22 protein-coding genes are annotated in these 20,268 nt (G+C 38.4%); 6 read left to right on the top strand and 16 right to left on the bottom strand.

Annotated features, from left to right (window positions below; all coding sequences use genetic code 11):
* From ACRX5O_RS14870 to ACRX5O_RS14880, 3 genes are all read right to left on the bottom strand, one after another.
* Positions 1-218 (bottom strand): IS3 family transposase (locus tag ACRX5O_RS14870; RefSeq protein ID WP_433906659.1); only part of this gene is annotated, 218 nt, incomplete at its 3' end.
* Between the two features lie 89 nt (positions 219-307).
* On the bottom strand, positions 308-817 hold the full coding sequence (locus ACRX5O_RS14875) for a helix-turn-helix domain-containing protein (RefSeq protein WP_433906660.1): 510 nt from the start codon (positions 815-817) through the stop codon (positions 308-310).
* Positions 818-902: 85 nt separating this feature from the next.
* Entirely contained in the window at positions 903-1,520 is a 618-nt protein-coding gene (locus tag ACRX5O_RS14880) for a superoxide dismutase (RefSeq protein WP_433906661.1), read from the bottom strand.
* A 211-nt stretch (positions 1,521-1,731) separates the two neighbouring features.
* On the opposite strand from ACRX5O_RS14880, the gene ACRX5O_RS14885 reads away from it, so the two are divergent.
* Together ACRX5O_RS14885 and ACRX5O_RS14890 are read left to right on the top strand one after the other, a co-directional pair.
* On the top strand, positions 1,732-2,352 hold the full coding sequence (locus ACRX5O_RS14885; protein ID WP_433906662.1) for a helix-turn-helix transcriptional regulator: 621 nt from the start codon (positions 1,732-1,734) through the stop codon (positions 2,350-2,352).
* A 142-nt stretch (positions 2,353-2,494) separates the two neighbouring features.
* Positions 2,495-3,334: a fructoselysine 6-kinase gene (locus tag ACRX5O_RS14890; RefSeq protein WP_433906663.1), complete on the top strand. Its 840-nt coding sequence runs from the start codon at positions 2,495-2,497 to the stop codon at positions 3,332-3,334.
* Between the two features lie 345 nt (positions 3,335-3,679).
* Here the strand turns inward: ACRX5O_RS14890 and gdhA are convergent, their stop codons facing one another.
* Positions 3,680-5,062, bottom strand: a complete 1,383-nt coding sequence (gdhA, locus tag ACRX5O_RS14895; RefSeq protein ID WP_433906664.1) for an NADP-specific glutamate dehydrogenase — start codon at positions 5,060-5,062, stop codon at positions 3,680-3,682.
* A gap of 147 nt (positions 5,063-5,209) precedes the next feature.
* Here gdhA and gltC point away from each other — a divergent pair, with 147 nt between their 5' ends.
* On the top strand, positions 5,210-6,121 hold the full coding sequence (gltC, locus tag ACRX5O_RS14900; protein ID WP_433906665.1) for a glutamate biosynthesis transcriptional regulator GltC: 912 nt from the start codon (positions 5,210-5,212) through the stop codon (positions 6,119-6,121).
* Between the two features lie 129 nt (positions 6,122-6,250).
* Here gltC and ACRX5O_RS14905 read toward each other — a convergent pair whose 3' ends face one another.
* From ACRX5O_RS14905 to ACRX5O_RS14920, 4 genes are all read right to left on the bottom strand, one after another.
* Positions 6,251-7,042, bottom strand: coding sequence for a transporter substrate-binding domain-containing protein (locus tag ACRX5O_RS14905; RefSeq protein ID WP_433906666.1), 792 nt, complete (start codon positions 7,040-7,042; stop codon positions 6,251-6,253).
* A 23-nt stretch (positions 7,043-7,065) separates the two neighbouring features.
* Positions 7,066-8,034 (bottom strand): SIS domain-containing protein, encoded by a 969-nt coding sequence (locus tag ACRX5O_RS14910; protein ID WP_433906667.1) that lies wholly within the window; start codon positions 8,032-8,034, stop codon positions 7,066-7,068.
* A gap of 95 nt (positions 8,035-8,129) precedes the next feature.
* A complete protein-coding gene (locus ACRX5O_RS14915) occupies positions 8,130-8,852 on the bottom strand; it encodes an amino acid ABC transporter ATP-binding protein (RefSeq protein ID WP_433906668.1) in 723 nt (240 codons plus the stop codon).
* Positions 8,845-9,504, bottom strand: coding sequence for an amino acid ABC transporter permease (locus ACRX5O_RS14920; RefSeq protein ID WP_433906669.1), 660 nt, complete (start codon positions 9,502-9,504; stop codon positions 8,845-8,847). Before ACRX5O_RS14920 ends, ACRX5O_RS14915 begins: the two co-directional genes overlap by 8 nt.
* 262 nt (positions 9,505-9,766) lie before the next feature.
* On the opposite strand from ACRX5O_RS14920, the gene ACRX5O_RS14925 reads away from it, so the two are divergent.
* The gene (locus ACRX5O_RS14925; protein WP_433906670.1) at positions 9,767-10,483 is read left to right on the top strand and encodes a GntR family transcriptional regulator; all 717 of its coding nucleotides are present in this window, start codon (positions 9,767-9,769) and stop codon (positions 10,481-10,483) included.
* A 106-nt stretch (positions 10,484-10,589) separates the two neighbouring features.
* On the opposite strand, the gene ACRX5O_RS14930 is transcribed toward ACRX5O_RS14925, so the two are convergent.
* From ACRX5O_RS14930 to ACRX5O_RS14945, 4 genes are all read right to left on the bottom strand, one after another.
* Positions 10,590-11,027, bottom strand: coding sequence for an SRPBCC family protein (locus ACRX5O_RS14930; protein WP_433906671.1), 438 nt, complete (start codon positions 11,025-11,027; stop codon positions 10,590-10,592).
* A 24-nt stretch (positions 11,028-11,051) separates the two neighbouring features.
* A complete protein-coding gene (locus ACRX5O_RS14935; RefSeq protein WP_433906672.1) occupies positions 11,052-12,293 on the bottom strand; it encodes an ATP-binding protein in 1,242 nt (413 codons plus the stop codon).
* Between the two features lie 204 nt (positions 12,294-12,497).
* A complete protein-coding gene (gene tatC, locus ACRX5O_RS14940) occupies positions 12,498-13,247 on the bottom strand; it encodes a twin-arginine translocase subunit TatC (RefSeq protein ID WP_433906673.1) in 750 nt (249 codons plus the stop codon).
* A gap of 80 nt (positions 13,248-13,327) precedes the next feature.
* Positions 13,328-13,513, bottom strand: a complete 186-nt coding sequence (locus ACRX5O_RS14945; RefSeq protein WP_430776637.1) for a twin-arginine translocase TatA/TatE family subunit — start codon at positions 13,511-13,513, stop codon at positions 13,328-13,330.
* 290 nt (positions 13,514-13,803) lie between these two features.
* Here ACRX5O_RS14945 and ACRX5O_RS14950 point away from each other — a divergent pair, with 290 nt between their 5' ends.
* On the top strand, positions 13,804-15,246 hold the full coding sequence (locus ACRX5O_RS14950) for an alkaline phosphatase PhoX (protein ID WP_433906674.1): 1,443 nt from the start codon (positions 13,804-13,806) through the stop codon (positions 15,244-15,246).
* A 55-nt stretch (positions 15,247-15,301) separates the two neighbouring features.
* On the opposite strand, the gene ACRX5O_RS14955 is transcribed toward ACRX5O_RS14950, so the two are convergent.
* From ACRX5O_RS14955 to ACRX5O_RS14965, 3 genes are all read right to left on the bottom strand, one after another.
* Complete coding sequence (locus ACRX5O_RS14955; protein ID WP_433906807.1) at positions 15,302-17,365, bottom strand: transglycosylase domain-containing protein; 2,064 nt, start codon at positions 17,363-17,365, stop codon at positions 15,302-15,304.
* 186 nt (positions 17,366-17,551) lie between these two features.
* Entirely contained in the window at positions 17,552-17,692 is a 141-nt protein-coding gene (locus ACRX5O_RS14960) for a hypothetical protein (protein WP_162927736.1), read from the bottom strand.
* A 141-nt stretch (positions 17,693-17,833) separates the two neighbouring features.
* Complete coding sequence (locus ACRX5O_RS14965) at positions 17,834-18,985, bottom strand: MFS transporter (protein WP_433906675.1); 1,152 nt, start codon at positions 18,983-18,985, stop codon at positions 17,834-17,836.
* An 83-nt stretch (positions 18,986-19,068) separates the two neighbouring features.
* Here ACRX5O_RS14965 and yeiL point away from each other — a divergent pair, with 83 nt between their 5' ends.
* Positions 19,069-19,725, top strand: a complete 657-nt coding sequence (yeiL, locus tag ACRX5O_RS14970) for a transcriptional regulator YeiL (protein ID WP_433906676.1) — start codon at positions 19,069-19,071, stop codon at positions 19,723-19,725.
* A gap of 154 nt (positions 19,726-19,879) precedes the next feature.
* Here the strand turns inward: yeiL and ACRX5O_RS14975 are convergent, their stop codons facing one another.
* The gene (locus ACRX5O_RS14975; protein ID WP_433906677.1) at positions 19,880-20,257 is read right to left on the bottom strand and encodes a VOC family protein; all 378 of its coding nucleotides are present in this window, start codon (positions 20,255-20,257) and stop codon (positions 19,880-19,882) included.
* Positions 20,258-20,268 lie beyond the last annotated feature (11 nt).

Raw genomic sequence — 20,268 nt, forward strand, 5'->3', positions numbered from 1 at the left:
TTGCCTACTTTACCACGATAAGATCGATACTTTTTCATTCGTACTAGACACTTTAACCCGAGTTCATTCATTAAGCGGCGGACAGTTTTATGGTTCAATTGAAAACCTCGATTGCTTAATTCAAAGGTAATTCGTCGATAACCATACCGACCTTTGTGTTCGTCAAAAATGTGTTGGATTGCTTCTTTTACTTCACTATATTTATCTGGTCGATCCATTTGCTTTACCCAATAATAATACGTACTACGTGCGATATCAGCCACTTTTACCAGGTTGATTACTTTGAATTCATGCCTTAATTCATAGATTATTTGTGCTTTGTCTTGTTCGGTAACTTCTTCTTTTCTTGAATTAAGGCATGTAACTTTTTTAAATAAGCAACCTCCATACGTAATTGTTCATTTTCGGCTCTTAACGCTTCTTCAGATCCTTCTAATTCTAATGCTTTAGTTTTCTTAAGTTCTTTTTTCACGGATGGACGCCCCTTTTTCTTTCGTTGAAGAGCGTCAATCCCCTGTGTTTCATATAGCTGTTTCCATTTCCAGACGATGTATGAAGAAATGTTAAATTTCGCAGCCGCTTGATCAATGGACGCTCCTAAGTCTATGTAATTTAGTACGTCCATTTTAAACTCAACTGAGTAATTTGTATATTTTTCTTTAAAAGCAGCTAATCCATGTTCATTAACCCTAGTTATCCATCTGTGTAATACCGATTTACTAATATTGTACCTCTGAGCGATATCTCTAATGGACTCCGCGCCCTCTAGATAAGCATTTACAGCTCCCATTATTTTTTCTAATGAGATTTTTTTCATAAGAAAAAACCACACCTCCAATTGTTAGTATTTTTGTCTAACAATTGGGGTGCAGATCAAACCATTGTCCCTTTTCCTACATTCCTTATTTAGTTGCTTGCTCAAACTTGCTAGAAACATCATCCCAGTTAATGATATTGAAGAAGCTTTCAATATAATCTGGTCTTCTGTTTTGATAATTTAGGTAATACGCATGCTCCCATACATCAAGGCCTAGGATAGCAACTTTTCCTTCCATGATTGGGTTGTCTTGATTTGGTGTGCTTGTTACTTCAAGTGCACCTTGTTCGTTTACAACAAGCCAAGCCCAACCTGATCCAAAACGAGTTAAAGCTGCTTTTGTAAATTCTGCTTTGAAGCTGTCAAAGCTACCAAATGCTTTTTCAATGGCTGCTGCTAATTCACTGCTTGGTGCTGCATTCCCTGCTGGCGCAATGACTTCCCAGAATAATGTGTGGTTTAGATGCCCTCCACCATTATTTCTAACCGCACCACGGATCGCTTCAGGTACTTCATTTAAGTTTTTCAACAAGCTTTCTAAGTCTTTTTCTTGAAGATCCGTTTTTCCTTCGAGAGCAGCATTTAAGTTATTTACATATGTTTGATGATGTTTTCCGTAATGAATTTCCATTGTCTGCTGGTCAATGTGAGGCTCTAATGCGTTAAATTCGTAAGCTAATGTTGGTAATGTGTAATTTGTCATAATAACAATCCCCTTTATTTTCCCTTTTTATACTTTATGGTTTAAAAAGTATATTTTTAATTTACCTCAATCTTTCAAATTATTCAATTCATTTGCTTCATCTTTTTCTAAAATTTTCTTATTTTTTTCCACATAGGAGCGTTTCTTTTCATTATTTATACTATATAGTATAATAAGTCTTATATTGAGATAGAATTGAGGTGTTACAGTCGTGAGTAAAAACACCCGAGAGCATATATTGGATTTGCTGAAAAAGGAAGTGTCACTGGCTGTTAATGAGCTGACTGAACGGTTAAACATTACCCATATGGCTGTCAGAAAGCACTTAAACATTCTTGAAAAAGATCATCTGATCCGCTCGGTAGAAGTCAAGCAGCCCATGGGCCGTCCCCTCCAAATGTACTCCTTAACTGAAAAAGGAGAACAGCTTTTCCCGAAAAATTATGAAAGCATTAGTGTCGAGTTTCTTCGCGATATTCAAGAACTCCATGGGGAAGAAACGATTCAGCTCTTATTTGATAAAAGAGAAAAACGAATTACTGATGAATATAAATTAAAAGTTCAAGATAAAAAGAATTTGTCTGAAAAAATAAAAGAGCTCGCAGCGCTACAAAATGACAAAGGCTATATGACCGAAGTAAACCAAGTAGATGAGCACTCCTATGAAATGATCGAGTATAACTGTCCGATCTATGCGGTAGCCAAAGAATATAAAATCGCTTGCCGTTGTGAAACAGATATGTTCAAAAAAGTAGTAGGTACAGAACAAGTGGATCGAATTTGCTGCAAAACAGATGGAGATGATCACTGTCGATTTGTTTTTCACGCATAACAAAGTGACTTACCAACCAGGTGAGTCACTCTTTTTATATATTAAGAAATTTCTATCTTAAATTTACTGAAATTTCTGCTCAAATATAATATAATACGTTTTATAACGTTTCTTTATATTGGGTCTCAGGGGGGTTACTTCAATGAACGTCATTGGTTTTGGAGATAATGTCGTAGATAAGTATGTTGATATACAAACAATGTATCCTGGTGGCAACACATTAAATTTTACGGTTTATGCGAAACAGCTTGGAAGCGATTCTTCTTTTATGGGCATATTCGGAACAGATTTGGCGGCCGCGCATAATCAAGACACGTTGAAAAAAATCGGCGTAGACATTTCTCATTGCAAGGTATTAGAAGGTGAAAATGGCTATGCCATGGTTGACCTTGTGGATGGAGATCGCATTTTCCTTCGTAGCAATAAAGGTGGCATCAGCAATACAAGCAACTATCAATTATCAGCGGATGATCTGGAATATATTAAAAGCTTTCAGCTCCTTCACTCCAGTAAATATAGTTACATAGAAAGTGAGTTACCAAAAATAAAATCAACTGGCGTTCCAATCTCCTTTGATTTTTCTGATGATTTTACAGAGGAATACTTAGAGCAGGTTGCCCCGTTCGTGGATTATAGCTTTCTATCATGCAGCCATCTAGACGAAACCGAAGTGAAGGAACTGCTAAAAAAAGTCCACTCACTTGGTAGTCAAATGGTCGTTGGTACCCTTGGATCAAAAGGAGCAATTTTATATAACGGGACGAGCTTTTACGCTCAAGCTCCCAAGCTTGTAGAAGCAGTCGACACATTGGGGGCCGGAGATTCGTTTATTACGGCGTTTTTGTTAAACTATGTTGGTTATACGGAAAGTTCTGAAGAGGAAGAATTAATCCAAGAGTCACTAAGTAAAGCAGCCGAATTTGCCGCAAAAACTTGCATGGTGGAAGGCGCATTTGGTTACGGATTGAAATACGAAGAATAGGAACACAAAAAAAACTCGCGCATATCATATTTGGCGAGTTTTCACCCTCTTAAATAAAGTAATACCATAAGAAAAATGATAAGTCCGATCATGAAAATAGAACCAATACTAGCGCTGTATACTATATAAACTTTAACATGAAGAATCACATGAACCAAAAGAACGATAAATAAGCAAAACAGCAGAATAATAATTAAATTAACATTTTTCTTCCTATACAAAGAATCAGCACCTTATGGATACATTTTTCTATTACTCTTTATATATTTTGCTTATGCTAAGAATATTCTTTTTCCATCTCTTAAAACAACAAAAGGCCACTAAATAGTGACCTTTTGTGAGTAGTTAAATTACTCCCTGTGCGATCATCGCATCAGCTACTTTTACAAACCCAGCGATATTCGCACCGACTACCAAATTCCCTGGTGCATCATACTCTTCTGCTGCGTTCTGACTCTTACTATATATATCTTTCATGATTTGTTGTAATTTGAGATCCACTTCTTCCTGTGTCCAAGCTAACCTTGCACTATTTTGCGCCATTTCTAATGCGGAGACAGCAACTCCACCTGCATTGGCTGCTTTGGCAGGAGCAAACAACACCTGATTCTCTATAAAAATATCGATGGCTTCTAGCGTAGAAGGCATGTTTGCCCCTTCGCCTACCGCCTTTACTCCATTCGAAACTAGCAATTCTGCGGCATCTTTATTCAACTCATTTTGCGTGGCACATGGCAATGCAATATCACACTGAATCGTCCAAATACCTGAACAACCTTCTTGATAGATTGCTTCAGGATGTTCCTTGATATATTCTGAGATTCTTTTATTTTCTACCTCTTTTAAGCGTTTAACGGTATCTAAGTGAATTCCATTAGGGTCATAAACATAGCCTGATGAATCACTGCATGCGACCACTTTTGCCCCGAATTGAATCGCTTTATCCATCGCATAAATGGAAACATTGCCTGATCCAGATACCACAACCGTACTACCATCAAAGCTGAAGCCCTTGCTTTTAAGCATTTCATCTACAAAGTAAACCGTACCGTAACCAGTTGCTTCTTTTCGGCCTAAGCTTCCACCATACCCAATTCCTTTTCCCGTTAATACACCGGCCTCATAAGCGCCTTTTAGTTTCTTATATTGTCCGAACATATAACCGATCTCTCTCGCTCCTACCCCGATATCTCCAGCGGGAACATCTGTATCTGGTCCGATATGTTTGCTAAGCTCTGTCATAAAGCTTTGACAAAATCGCATAATTTCAAAATCCGATTTTCCTTTTGGATCAAAATCAGATCCACCTTTACCACCGCCGATCGGCTGCCCTGTTAAGGAGTTCTTAAAGATTTGCTCAAAGCCAAGGAATTTAATAATGCTCGCGTTCACAGAAGGATGAAATCTTAGTCCCCCCTTATAAGGTCCAATGGCACTATTAAACTGAACACGATACCCGCGATTAACTATTACATTTCCATTGTCATCTACCCATGGAACTCGGAAGGAAATCAAGCGCTCTGGTTCAATCATTCTTTCTAAAACTGATTGTTTGATATAAATCGGATTTTTCACAAGAACAGGTACTAAAGAATCCAGCACTTCTTTTACCGCCTGCTGGAACTCTCCTTCATTTGGGTTACGCTCTTGAACCTTTGAAAATAAACGGTTTACATAATCTTTAACGATTTGAGTTTGACTCTCTTCTACTTTTTCTAACACTTTCATAAAAATTTCTCCCCTAATCTATTATAAAGTTAAGAATATTTTCTTTTCTTAAATGTGTTTTCATTTTATAATTTTGTAATTGATAGTTCCAATATTAAAATTCGATGAAATCAATGCATAAAACGCATCAATCAGGAGCGGGTAAAAATGGAAACAAGGCAAATTCAATATTTTTTAGAAGTGGCAAAAAGAGAGCATGTGACAGAAGCAGCAGATGCTTTGCATGTTGCTCAGTCTTCCGTTAGCAGACAAATATTCAATTTAGAAGACGAATTAGGGGTCGAACTATTTATCCGAGAAGGTAGAAGTGTACGGTTAACCCCTTTAGGTAGAATCTTTTACGAACGGATGAAGCAAGTGTGGAACATGATGGAGGATGCAAAGCGAGAAGTAGAAGAATATCTTAATCCGGAAAAAGGAACCGTTCGAATTGCGTTTCCTATTAGCATGGCCGCTCATACCTTGCCTTCAATTATCTATGCATTCCGCAACAGATACCCTGAAGCTAAGTTTCATATGAGCAATGCCCTTTATTCTGATTTAATCGATGGTGTCGTAAATGGGGAATACAACCTAGCCATGATTGCTCCCATGCCCAATCAGGAAAAGGAGAAAAAAATTAAAGGCGATATTCTTTTCACAGAAAATATCGTTGCCCTCATCCCTCTTCACCACCCATTATCGGACCGGGAATCCATTCGGCTGCGTGACTTACTAGATGATTCGTTCTGTGTCTTGCCTGAAGGGTTTATATTTCGCGAACAAGTGGTTCAAGCCTGTCATGATGCTGGCTTTACGCCAAAAATTGCATTCGAAGGAAAGGATATAGATGCATTAAAAGGTTTAGTTTCGGCTGGATTAGGTGTCGCCTTGATGCCAGAAATGACATTGGTGGATAACACCCCACGATCCACCGTAATGATACCCTTATCAGATGCAAGTGTTACCCGAACGGTCGGAGTGATCTACCCAACCCAACGGAAACTGCTCCCTACCGAAGCTTTGTTTTATGATTTCTTGCTTGAAACGTTTGAAAGATTGAATGAGTTTAAAAAGTAGCATATACAAAAGGGACGACAGATTCGTCCCTAAATCCAAATAGTTTACATAATATAATTATAGTTAATAAAAAAACTGACCTCAAAAGCAGGACAGAACCTGCCTTTCAAGCCAGTCTCATTTCACCTATTACTCAACAAACCATTTCACAACCAGTTCATCAATTTCTCCGCTATCAATCATTTCCTTTAATGCGGTGTTAAATTCTTCTGTTAGCACGCTGTCCTTTGGAAAAGCAATGGCCGTACCAGGTGTTTCTCCATTTGGAACCGATATGGTTTTGAGATTATCATTCGTGCTCATGTAGCCTATTGCTACAGCTTCTTCCATTATTACAGCGTCAAATCGCTTTGATTTTAGTTCTTGTATTAAGTCAGGTGTGCGGTCACGTGTTTCCAGGGTAAAATCCACCGTACCATTTAGCTCTTTTGCTACTTCTTCTTGGAAAGAGTTCACTTGAGCGCCCAATACCTTGCCACTTAAATCGTCTGCACTTGTGATCTTTCTATCTTCTTCAAATAATAAAACCAAATCTGATCGGTAGTAGCTATCTGTGAAGTCAACATTTTGCTTTCGCTCTTCGGTTGGTGCCATACCAGACATGACGAAATCTACTTTTCCAGCCTGCAGCGCAGCAATTAACCCGCTAAAATCCATGTCTTTAATTTCGACTTCATACCCAAGTTTGTCAGCAAGAGCATGAATAATGTCCACATCAAAGCCAATAATCTCCTCACTTTTTGCTGTATCAATATATTCAAATGGCGGGAAATCAGCCGACGTTCCCATCACTAGCACTTTTTTCTCCTCTGTTTCTGCCTGTTCATCACTTCCAGACGTTGAAGGAATGGAGGTTCCACATGCAGCTAATACACCCATCACTAACGCAACCAACATAAATACTGAATAGAACTTTTTCATTGATAGACCCCTCTTCTCTTTATTTAATAAGCGACTTTCCCCATATATCTTCTTGTTTCTAATGGATGCTGGCGAATTTTCGAAAGCTCGCTACGATACACATCTAAAATACTATAGAAAAGAATCGGGTTGAAGTACTCAACCACCGTATCATCAATCGTGCTGATTCCAAGTTCTTTGCTGTCAATCACCTCGACCTTTTCAGCGTATGTGTTTAAAAATTTAAGTGCTCGTTCATCAAGGGCTCTCGTTCTTCCTTCATTGACTAAAAGGATATATGGTGTTTCTTTATCCGTTACCTCGAATGGTCCATGGAAGTACTCCCCTGAATGAATGGCAGATGCATTTACCCATTGCATCTCCATTAACGAACAAATCGAAAAACCATACGCATGACCGTAGGAAGCACCGCTACTCATCACATAAAATAAGTCCTCATGCTCATATCTTTCAGCAAATGCTTTTGCTCGATCCGCCACAAGCACTTTCGCTTTTTCAATAATACCATTGATTCTTTCTAACCCTTCAAGAACCTTGTCATGATAGTCAAATCCTTCTGTCTCATGCAAAATCTCAAAAGTAATGTGCAAGATGATGGCCATCGGGTTGTTTTTCACATTCGATTCAGCCCCCCACAGGTATAAAATATTGTGGTCCGCATGTTGAATAAGGTTTGCCTGTTCATTATGTGTTAATGTGATGGTCGTGGAACCATGCGCTCTTGCCAGTCTAGCTGCCTCAACAGATTCAGGAGTATTTCCACCGTGTGAACAAACAATCGTTACGGAACTCCCACCTAAGGCTTTCGGTGTCGCATGAACAAACTCATTGCTCGTATAAAAACCCACGCGTAATTGCTTTGCTTCACTTTCTAGCAAGTATTTAGAAGCATACATATCGACGAGTGAGCCGCCACAAGCAACTAAATATACTTCCTTAATTCCTTCTTTTTTTGCTGACTGAATTTGCTTAACGATTTCTTGAATATTCATTATGTCATCTCCTTTTGTTTGATAAATACGTATTAAAACGTATCTTTTTATGATTAAAATTCATCCTCTACTGAAGAAGTACAGGACGAATACTTTTATAGCATTTTTTCTAAAAATTCTTTCGCCCGGTTGCTCTTCGGCGAGGAGAAAAACTCTGCTGGTGGTGAATCTTCTACTAATCTACCATCGTCCAAAAATAACACCCGATCCGCTACCTCACGTGCAAATCCCATTTCATGAGTGACGATTGCCATCGTCATCCCTGTTTGTACGAGTGATTTCATCACATCGAGCACTTCCTTCACCATCTCTGGATCTAGTGCCGATGTGGGTTCATCAAAAAGCATCACTTCTGGTGACATCGCTAATGCCCTCGCGATAGCTACACGCTGCTTTTGACCGCCTGATAAGCGATTCGGATATTCGGCTGCTTTTTCCGCTAAACCTACCTTACTAAGAAGGTTTATCCCAACCTTTTCAGCCTCTTCCTTAGACACCCCTTTTACGGTTATTGGAGCATACGTTAGATTTTCTAAAACGGTTTTATGTGGGAACAAGTGAAAATGCTGAAAGACCATACCAATATTCTGTCTGACACTCATTATATCTACTTTAGGATTGGTCACCTCTATTTGACGGTACCAAATCTCTCCTTTCGTCGGTGTTTCTAATAAATTCATACATCGAAGAAACGTCGACTTTCCAGAACCAGAGGGTCCAATGATGGCTACAACTTCGCCCTCTTTAATCTCTGTTGAAATGCCCTTTAAAACAGTGTTTTTTCCAAACGATTTTTCGAGGTTCGTAATCTTAATCACTTTTTCTCATTCTCCTCTCGATCGCTTTTCCAAGAATCGTAAGAACCATGACCAAAATGTAATAAATGATCCCCGCGATTAGAAGTGGCTCAAAATAACGATACGTTTGACCACCAACGATATACGCTCGTCTCATCACATCCATCGCACCAATTACCGTTACGACTGCCGATTCCTTCGTAAGAGTAATAAACTCATTCATTAGTGCGGGCAAGATGTTTTTCATTGCCTGCGGAAGAATGATATCCTTCATCATGGGGCGGTATGGGATTCCAAGTGCAAGAGACGCTTCGCTTTGTCCTTTATCAACAGCCAGAATCCCTGCACGAATAATTTCAGAAATATAAGCGGCTGAGTTCATTCCAAATGCAATCACTGCTGCAGGAAATGCCGTGATTTCAAACCCAATGAGCTGTGGCAATCCGTAATAAATAATCAGTAATTGTAGAACCATCGGTGTTCCTCTAAATACAGAGGTATAACCATCGGCAAACCAGCGTAACAGCCGAAACTTACTGATTTTAAATAAAGTAAGGATAATCCCTAGGGTAAAACCAAGGAGAGCCGCTGCTAATACAATTTGTATCGTAATCTGTAACCCTTCTATGATGTATGGAATCGATGGTGCTATTTGGGTAAAATCCAAATCCATAATCGGTTCACTCCTCCCTTTTTAAAGCAAAATCAAAACCAATGAATCTATTAAATATCTTCGTTATGTACAATAAAACGTATTAAAACGTTTTATCAAAATATACTATACAAAAAGAACACTCGTCAATACTTTTTAGTATTTTCTGAATACTTTACTATTATTCTCTTTAAATGAAGATAAATCATTGGCACTTCATAGGATAAGATGATACAATACGTTTTACAAATATAGCGCATACATTTATAAAGAAGGTGATAATATGCTTAGCCAGGAGAACAAGATCCCACTATACCTACAATTAAAAGAGTCGATTCGTAGTGAAATTGTAAATAAAAAGCTGAAGTCTGGAGAAAAAATCCCAACGGAAGTGGAATTAAGCGAGAAATATGATATTAGTAGAGTCACGGTAAGAAAAGCGATTACCGAATTAGTTGAAGAAGGCTACCTAATTAAAAAACAAGGAAAAGGAACATTTGTTAGCAAACCGAAAATCGAAAGAAAGATTGTTCACCTCATTAGTTTTTCAGCAGCCTGTGAAGCAAATGGATTAAAATCGAGCAGCAAGGTGATCAAACGAGAAATTCTCCAACCGGAACAAGAAGTCAGTCAATTGCTTCAGTTGGACCCTGATGATCTTGTTGTCTATATTCAACGTGTCAGGTATGCGGGTGAAAATCCGTTAATGCTAGAAAACAACTACTTCCCTTATAACAAATATAAATTCTTATTAAATGAAAACTTAGATGGCTCCCTTTATCAAACACTAAAAGAAAAACACCATATTCATCCTTCTAATCCAGGTGAAACTACGTTAGAAATCGTCCGTGCACTGGAGGAAGAAGCGCAGTTGCTAGAAGTACCCTCTGGTGAACCTTTGTTTTTAATGAAAACGGTGATTTTTGATCAAGATCACCAACCTGTTCATATCGGAAAGCAGCTTATCGTTGGAGAAGGTTATAAATTCACATTTAGTTAAAAAAACCCGAATAGCTCTCCACTTAGTATCGAGTGGGAACTATTCGGGTTTTATATTTGCGTGAGAAATCTTGCAAATTATTAACATAAGATACCATAAAATAGCTTTAGTGAATCAAGGATGCTCTTAAATCCCTCACTCCATGTTCCAAATATCCCTTTAAACAAGATAGCATATATACCCAGCCTTCTTTTTGACCAAGTACTTTGTTGAGCAAGTCGCGGTCTTCCTTCTTGAAACCTGATTCGGTTATTTCGATAATGGTTACGTTATTTTCCCTCTCTAGTAGCTGTATCGTAACAATCGTGACCTCATTCTGTTCTTCTCCCCAAGAAAAAACAATTTTCTCGTTTGGGATTACTTCTAAGACATGAATAAGCCCTTCTGCCTCGTATTCATTGTATTTTAGCGTCACCTGCTTGCCTTGTTCCCATCTTTCTGAACTAGATGAAAACCAAAAGCCTCCTATTTTTTCTGGGTCCACGATGGCTTCAAATACCTCATTTGTTGGTCTTTTGATTTTCATTTTTGTTGTGATGTCCATATCCTTCAACTCCATTTCCTGTTGTTACTCCACTGACGGAAATTGGATCGTAAACCGTGTCCCTTTTCCTTGTTTACTACTCACCTTTATCGTACCCTTCATGGAATGTACAATTTTATAGCACAGTGACAGCCCTACTCCCGTTCCTTTATCTTTAGTCGAATAAAAAGGGGTACCGAGATATTTCATTTGAGTTTCTGACATTCCTTGACCATTATCTTCTATCTCTACTATTACATGTTTTCCATTTTGATAGGCACTAACCATAATTTCGCCTTTTTCTCCAATCGCTTCTATGCTGTTCTTGAGTAGGTTCACAAAAACTTGCTTCATTTCTGAACTGTCCCCTTTGATTAGAAGTCTATCTTCTAATGAAGATACAATCGAAATGGTTTGAAGGTTCGTAAATGACCTCATCAGTTCGATAATATTTTCTAGGTCTGACGTTAAGTTAAGGATTTTCAGATCGGTCGTAGCAGGCTTGGCTAAGGACAGGTACTCAGATAAGATGACCTGTGAGTGATCTAATTCTTCCATCGAAATTTTTATGTATCTTCTTTGGGACTCCGTTAAATTATCATCATCACTCAAAAGCTGTAAAAAGCCTCGAACAGCGGTCATCGGGTTTCTCACCTCATGCGCTACAGATGCAGCAAGTTGGCCCACCACATCGAATTTTTCTGCCCGTTGTACCTTAGACTCTAATTCCATCTGCTTGTTCATATTTTCAAAAATAAACATAGCAGACAATAAAGTAAGCCAAGAAATGAATGAAAAAGTAAATACAATTCCTATTTCCTGAGAGTGATTCGTATAAACGAGCAAAATCCCCCTCGTAATGGTGATGAGTCCATACAAAGTGCTAATTAGAAATATCTTTTTAAAATCACTATATGTACGAAATTTCTTTGCTAAAAGAATAAGTAATCCACTTATAATTCCAAAATTCATCACTGTGATTAATGGGGCATCATCATGAAAGATAATTTCATAACCGACGGTAATACCGATTATCAGTAATCCACATGGATTGCTCCCATATAGAAAAGCAATAATGATAGGAACCATTTTTAAATCAAAATAAAATGTATCATAATAATTAATTGAAAATGTTAGGGTAAGTAAGAGAGAAATGGTTAGTACCAATACAAGCATTGGTTTAAACCCTTGTCTAGACCCTTTTTTCTGAAATAACAAATGGTACGTCCAAATAGGAAAAAGCACCATTAGCACCTGATTTAAGATGAGTTCTATCCCATGAAGCATGGAGCCTGTCCCCCTGTATAATACTTGCCCTACAATAATATTTTTTACTACATCACATATTCGATAAAAACTTTCTAAATTCCTTTTTCCGACAAAAAAAGCCAACAAATTCGTTTTTTTTGTACTTGGGGTCAGTGATCGAAATAAAAAAAAGCAATCACCAATGTGATTACTCTTTTCACGGTTTCGAGGCCGTAATACCCGCTAGCTTACCTCACTAAGACCCACCTCTTCAACCTGTGCAGCTTCCTTCATCTTCTTTTTATAAACGATCTTGGAGAGAGTTAAACTTACTTCATAAAGCGTAAGCAATGGAATGATCACTAGAAAATCAGAAATAAAATCCGGTGGTGTGATGAGAATTGAAACGACGATAAGAACAAAATACGAGAGCTTTCTCGCTTTTACTAGTCTCATTGGATTGAGAATTCCTAATCTTGTTAAAAACAAGACGACGAGTGGCATTTCAAATAGAAAACCAAAGGGTAATGTGAGATTGATTAAGAAGCTAAAATATTTTTCTGCCGTAAACATGGTCTGAAATTGTCCCTCGGATAGCCCCATTAAAAACCCTAAAACGATAGGAAATAAAACAAAGTACCCGAAACTGATGCCTAAAATAAATAATAGAAAAAATCCAGGGATAAACCGGAGTGTAATGTCCCTTTCCTTCTTATGTAATGCGGGAGTGACAAACCTCCACACTTGATAAGCCGCTACAGGAATAGTGCATGCAAAAGCACATACACCTGATAACATCATATACACCCACAAAATATCGCTTGGTCCGAGTACCGCAAGTTTTTCATCTAAGTCCCTAATTAACCAGTTGTATAAGTCTTTTACAAATATAAAGGCACCCATAAGGAATACCATGAAGGCACCTAATGTGATTATGACTCTCTTCCGAAGTTCTTCTAAATGCTCTACTAAATGGACATCCTTGTTTTGCATCTGTTTGCCCCCTCTTATTCATTCCATAAAATAAGATGTAAGTAGGAGTAACCACTTACATCTTACGGCTGCATTTTCTATTAATTTGTTTTTTCCTCTTTTTTCACGGGCGCATCATCTGATACTAACTCTCGAGTGGATTTTTTAAACTCTTTTAATGTTGACCCCACTGCTCGGCCTAGTTCAGGCAGCTTAGAGGGACCAAAAATGATTAGTGCAATCACCAGCAAAAGGATTAAGCCGGGTACTCCTATATTTTGAAACAATTGAAAAACCTCCCTATCTAGTAGTTTGTTATATTAATAGTTTTGATTATAGGGGAGTGAAAAAACAAAGCCAATGAAGCTACTGTAAAAAAATGTTAAGAAATTATTAATAGTGAAAATAGGATTTACCTCTCCCCAACAGCACTTTAGGAAATTAGTAACAAGAAATCTTTTACATTTCATTAGTAATATTCATAAAATTCTTACAAGCTCTCCATTTCAACTTAATCCTCTACCTTTACTATAAAACTAGTTTTTGAAAACGAACAATTTGAGGGAGGAATTTTTTTATGAAAAAAGAAACAACTCAAAATGGATTAAACCGACGTGATTTTCTAAAAGCTGGAGGTGTGGGAACACTTGCCCTAACTCTTGGTTCCACTGGAATTTTATCTTTAGGCTCAAAGGTATTAGCCGATTCTACCGTTAATCCGACAAGCGGGTTTGGAGGCTACGGACCATTAGTTCCGGATCCAAATGGTATTCTTGACCTTCCACAAGGCTTTCATTATAAGATCATTTCCGAAGAAGGTAAGCCGATGACTAACGGAATAGCGATTCCAGGAGCTTTTGATGGAATGGCCGCTTTCGAGGGACCGAATAATACAACTGTTCTTGTTCGTAACCATGAATTAGGGACAAGCGCCACCAATCCGGTTATTGGTAAAAACCCGTATAACGCCGGGGCGGTAGGTGGTACAACGACACTTATCATAAATAATGCTAGAAACGTAGTGAAAGAATATGTAAGCTCTTCAGGAACCATCCGTAATTGTGCAGGTGGAGCAACTCTTTGGGGAACATGGTTAACTTGTGAAGAAACACGTTCCTCCACGCATGGCTATGTATTCGAAGTAGATCCTCTTGATCCTGAAAACGAACTGTCAAGAACGCCAATCAAAGACATGGGTCGCTTCTCTCATGAAGCTTGTGCGATCGATCCAGCCACTGGATATGTGTACTTGACTGAGGATGCAAGCCCAAGTTATTTATACCGCTTCATTCCAAATGACACGAGCAAAAAACCAGGTGCGCTACAAAAAGGCGGTAAGTTATACGCAGCTGCTATCGAAGAAATCGCTTCTCCAAAAGCAAGTACCTTTAAAACGGGACAAACGATAGGAATTGTGTGGAAGGAATTGAATCCGGATTTATGTCGTGAAGATGCAAAGGCACAGGGCTGTATCGAGTTTAAAAAGCTAGAAGGAGCATTTTTCCAAGCCGGTGTGTTCTGGTTTGACGACAGCTCTGCTGGCGAGAAAAATCTTGGGCGTATTTACCGCTACATACCAGCTACCAATTCATTGGAGCTTTTCTATGAAGCAACCGATCGAGAACTTATGGAGTCACCAGATAATATTTGTATGACTCCTTGGGGTGACCTGTGGTTTGCAGAGGACGGTTCTGGAAACGACCGTATTATGGGGATTACACCCGAAGGTCAAATCTACCCTTTCGCTAACAACCGTTTAAGCGGCTCAGAATTAGCAGGACCGATTTTTTCACCTGATGGCAAAACATTATTTGTTAACATTCAAACTCCAGGTAAAACGTTTGCCATTTGGGGACCATTTGCTCGCAGCAACTCAGCACGTGCGAGAGAAATGTCTTACTCGTCCCCTGGCAAACTGTTTGCTCCACAAGTGTCTGAAAAACTATCGGCATTCGCTGAAAGCCAAGGAATCTCAGTTCTTGAAGCAGCTGCCTTTGAGCGTCACGGAGTGAAAATTTAATAAAAAGCGAAAGGCAACTACAATTCCATGTAGTTGCCTTTTTAAACGATTGACTCTAATCATCGTTCTTCTTATTTTTTTTCTCGTTCTTTTTCTCTTCTTTCTCTCTTTCCTTTTCTTCCTTTTCTTTTTCCTTCTCTTCTTTTTTGCTTTCTTTCTCATCTTCCTCGTCTTCGTCTTCGTCCTCTTCTTCTTCTTTTCTCGCGTCACGATACTCTTTTTCAATGAAAGAAAGGTCAAATTCCTTATCGGTGAACACAGAAGTCGATCGACTAAATATTTCTTTAAATAAAATCGTTACGGTGGAACTGCTTGATTCGGTTAGAAAATGATTCTCGTCGGTTTGATCGTAACCCATCCAAACCGCGCCAACCATTTCAGGAGAATACCCGACAAACCAGTGATCCTTTGTTCCAGCCTCATTAGCAAAAGGAAGTTCGGTTGTTCCGGTTTTTCCAGCAATATCCCAACCACTTACCTTCACATTTCTTCCTGTTCCTTCTTCAACGACCCCTTTTAACATATACGTCATTTTCTCAGCAACCTCTGGGTCCGTCACCTTGATCGCATGATTTTTCCATTGGGCGATCACTTTTCCTTCTGCATCTTCAATTCGGGTGATCGAATGGGCTGTTATTCTGACCCCTTTGTTGGCGAATGTTGAATAGGCCTGTGCCATTGTTAAAGGTGATACTCCTTTATGTAAGCCGCCAAGTGTCATACCAGCTGTTTGGTCTTCTTCCTCCAATGAAATACCAAAGCGTTCCACGGCATTCACCCCAAATTTCACCCCCATTTTCTGCAATAGCCATACGGGGGGCACATTATAGGAGTTAACCAAGGCATCATACATCGTTACCTCTCCACGGAAACGTTTATCATAATTTAATGGTTGATATCCATTGATATCGATCGGACGATCTTGAAGTTTATCAAATATATCATATCCTTGTTCGAGGGCAGGTGTATACGCAGCTAATGGTTTCATAGTAGATCCTGGCTGACGCTCTAATTGAGTCGCATGGTTAAAGCCTCTAAACACATGTTCCCCTCTGCCTCCCACAAGGGCGGTAATTCCTCCAGTAGCTGGATCAATAAAGGCTGCCCCACTTTGAAGCAACTGGTCAGACGTACTTTCAGGAAATAAGCTATTATCGTTATACACTTCTTCAGCCGCATTCTGAATGACTGGATTTAGTTCTGTATAAATTTTCAACCCACCTGACAAAATCTCGTTTTCGGTTAGGTCATATTGTTCAATCGCTTCTGCAATGATATGGTCGACATAATAAGGATATTTCCCTTTATAACCATCGATCTTTTTCCCTTCTAAAACAATTGGCTGTTCTTTTGCTTGGTTTCGTTCCGCTTCCGTAATATATCCTTCTTTTTCCATTAGTGATAAAACAAGATCTCTTCGTTCAACCGATCGGTCCATATCTTTAAAAGGAGACAAGATGGACGGTGCTTTTATTAACCCCGCAATCATGGCCGATTCCCCAAGAGTTAATTCACTAACATCCTTTCCAAAATACGTCTGGGCAGCACGTTGGATTCCCCATGCCCCTTCACCAAAGTAGATTTGGTTTAAATATCCTTCCATGATTTCATCTTTCGAATATTTTTGTTCAATTCTTTTTGTAATAATAAGTTCCTTAAACTTTCTAGTATAGGTTCGCTCTTGTGTTAAAAAAGCATTTTTAGCCAGCTGCTGTGTTAATGTACTACCACCTGCAACAATTTCTCCGCTCAGGGTATTCTTTATCAATGCTTTCGCAATAGCAAAATAGTTAATTCCGTCATGCTTATAAAACCTCTGGTCCTCTGTTGCAATCACCGCATGTACAACGTCTTCCGGAATTTTCTCTATACTAACCCCTTCAATATTAGAAGAGGCAATTTTACTTGCAACCTCTCCCCTTTGATCAAAGATAATGGTTGGTTGTGGTGCAGGTTCTTCTAGCTTGCTTACGTCCGTTGTCCATATGAAAATATTAAAAATTATTAAGAAAACAAGTGCCACACCTATAACGTCTGCTAGAATCTTAATTTTTGCGCTCTTTGAAGTGAAGGCACTCCAAGAAAACTTTGATGACCTTCTTTGTTGTCGTCTTTCCATTCTTCCCACGTAATTTTCCCCCACTATTTAAACATAAAAAGTCTCCACTTGTGTTACTACCCGTTTTTATAAGAAGTAATGCACTGAATCATTATAAATAATAAAACTTCACGTTCAAACGTTTTTTCAATAAATAGGGCGTTCATCCTAGTGGATAAACGCCTTTCTTTTATGAGTTCACCTTATTTAACTCTTGTCTGACTGCTTTGTTTCATTATCTTCAATAGCATTTTCTAAACCATATCCCGTTGAACTAATCTCTAGCTTTTCTTTATTTTCTGCTTTCATTTGATGAATACTTTTGTACTCTTCATTGCTTTTTTCCATGTGGAACCCCCATTCATAATATGTTTATATGGTGCGTCATTAAAAAAACTTTATGACATGAGAGGCGAAAAATCTGAAGCGAACGTGTCATAAGAAAAAAGAGCATGAACACTAATAGTCCGATGCTCTCATCATACTTATTTAAAAATTAAACCGCCTTCTTGTCGCGACAATGACAAGAATCGCCGGAATGGTACAAACAATCATTCCTAAAAAGGCAAGATTCGGGGAAATCTCATATAAGAATCCACCTAATAGTGTTAGCATAGCCGTACTAAAGCTTAAGGCAATTGCGGAATAAATTCCTTGTGCATTTGGAATCTGCTGTTTTGGCAGATTCTTTGTAATATAAGAGATAAACGCGTAATGTGCCACTCCAAAGGATAATGCATGTAAGCTTTGAGAGAGGATAAACACCCAGATATTAGGGAACACAAACAAAAGGATCCACCTTAAAGTCGAACCTGCTGCCGCAAGCAATAATAAGGAGGAAGTATTCCATTTTTGGAACAAGGAATCTGCTTTCATAAAGTAGAAGATTTCAAAAATGACCGCTATGTTAATAATCAAACCGATATAATACTGATTTACTTGTAAGTCTTGTAAATAAATATATCCATAGTTGTAATAAGAAGCATGTGCTCCTTGTAATAACACAACAATGAGTAATACGATCGGAAAGCTTTTAACTTCTAATAATTTCTGGACAGATAATGCCCCTTTTCGAGTTTGTTTCGATGGTGCCTCTAATAAAATCGGCGGTGTTGGTAAAAAACACATGATTAGCATGAAACCGAGTCCGACAAACATACTCCACAAGATGGCTTGTTCTCCCCACTCCCCTGTTAACACACTAATGATAAAAACGGAAACAACAAATCCAATCGATCCGTATTTACGACTTTTTCCATAATGTACTCCATGTTGACTCACTAACACGGCCGCGGCACTTTCGACAGCTGGCAAGAGTGTTGGGTAAACGGCACTAAATAGCATCGTTACAACGAATAATGTTGTAAACGAAGAAGAAGGGATATACAGGATGGTGGCAATGAGTGAGATAACCGTCAAACTCAGAATCACCTTATGAGCACTTAAAAATCTTGATGCAAAAGGAAAAGCGAACAGTGTTGAGAGTCCTCTTGCTACTAATCCTACTCCCATAATCAGACTAGCCTCTGTTACACTTAATCCCTTGTCTTGTACAAGCCATCCCGTCCAATATGGTAAAAATGCACCCCATGTAATAAAAAATACAAAGAAATTTCGAGAAAGCCAATGTTGAATATTCATTTTCATACCTCCGTGATTCTTGCATCATAACACGAACATACATACAATAATATGAGATATCTCATATTTTTTCGGAGGAATTCATGCAATTTTTAGTTGAACCTTTACGTAATTACTATCTTACAAAATACCCAATCGATACCCTTTTCTCCTTTCCCATCACACCCTATATTCAAGTGTGTCAGTTTGAACGTGTTGAATTTATTTTCAAAGAAGGCTCCTATCCTGAGTACTTATATTATCTTGTCGAGGGTAAAGCAAAGCTATATGTGACACACGAAAATGGGAAAGTATCACTTATCAATTTTTTGCAAGCCCCTACTTTTATGGGAGAAATTGAACTATTAAATGAAGAACGTATTTCCAAAGCGATTCAAACCGTCACGAAAGTTACTTGTCTTGCGATTCCCATTCAGGCTTGTAAAGAGAAACTTCTCACGGACGCTACCTTTTTGAGGCATTTATGTATTTTTCTAAGTCAAAAAGCAACAACCATTTCCGCGAAATACACGGAAAATCAGGTATATCCCTTAATTAACCGCCTGGCTGCTTTTATACTCGTGTCAGCGGATCATGATTTTTACAAAGAAAAACACACTGAAGTATGTGAATACTTAGGCGTGTCGTACCGTCATTTATTGCACGTTTTTGCAAAGCTATGTGAGGAAGGGATGATGAAAAAACATGCTCGAGGATTTCTGATTTTGGATAGAAACCGGCTGCAACAATTAGCTAAATAGGACGATCTTACTTACTTGGTTTCTTTTTAATAACCACCGCTACTTAATAGAAAGAGATTTGTTGCTAAAGTGAAATCAAAAAAGAGGATCTTTGCCATCAAAATGAGCAAAGTATCCTCTTTACTAAAACTAAAATCCGTCAACTATCTCTATTTTACTGTTTCTCCATAACCGCAAAATAATTTCCTTCATCATCTGCAAAGTTAAAGACTTTTCCAAAAGGCATATTGACCAATTCTCCAACAGTAACGTTTTTAGTTGAAAGATTGTTATATAAGTCTTCGAGATTTTTGGTAAAAAACATTAAAGAAGGTGTACCCAAATTTAATTCAGGTGACATTTTCGCTACAAATTCCTTATTATGTAAAATGATACTTGTCTCAGCGTCCTTTGGAGCAATCTCAATCCATCTAAATCCTTGACCGTTATCTTCTTCAGAAACGACCTGAAACCCTACTTTTTCTGTCCAAAAAGCTTTTGCCTCATCTTGGTTAGTAACATACAGCATGATTTGACCAACTTTGTTAATCATTCATCTCTACC

The organism is Robertmurraya mesotrionivorans (assembly GCF_050971805.1).
Taxonomy (GTDB): domain Bacteria; phylum Bacillota; class Bacilli; order Bacillales; family Cytobacillaceae; genus Robertmurraya_A.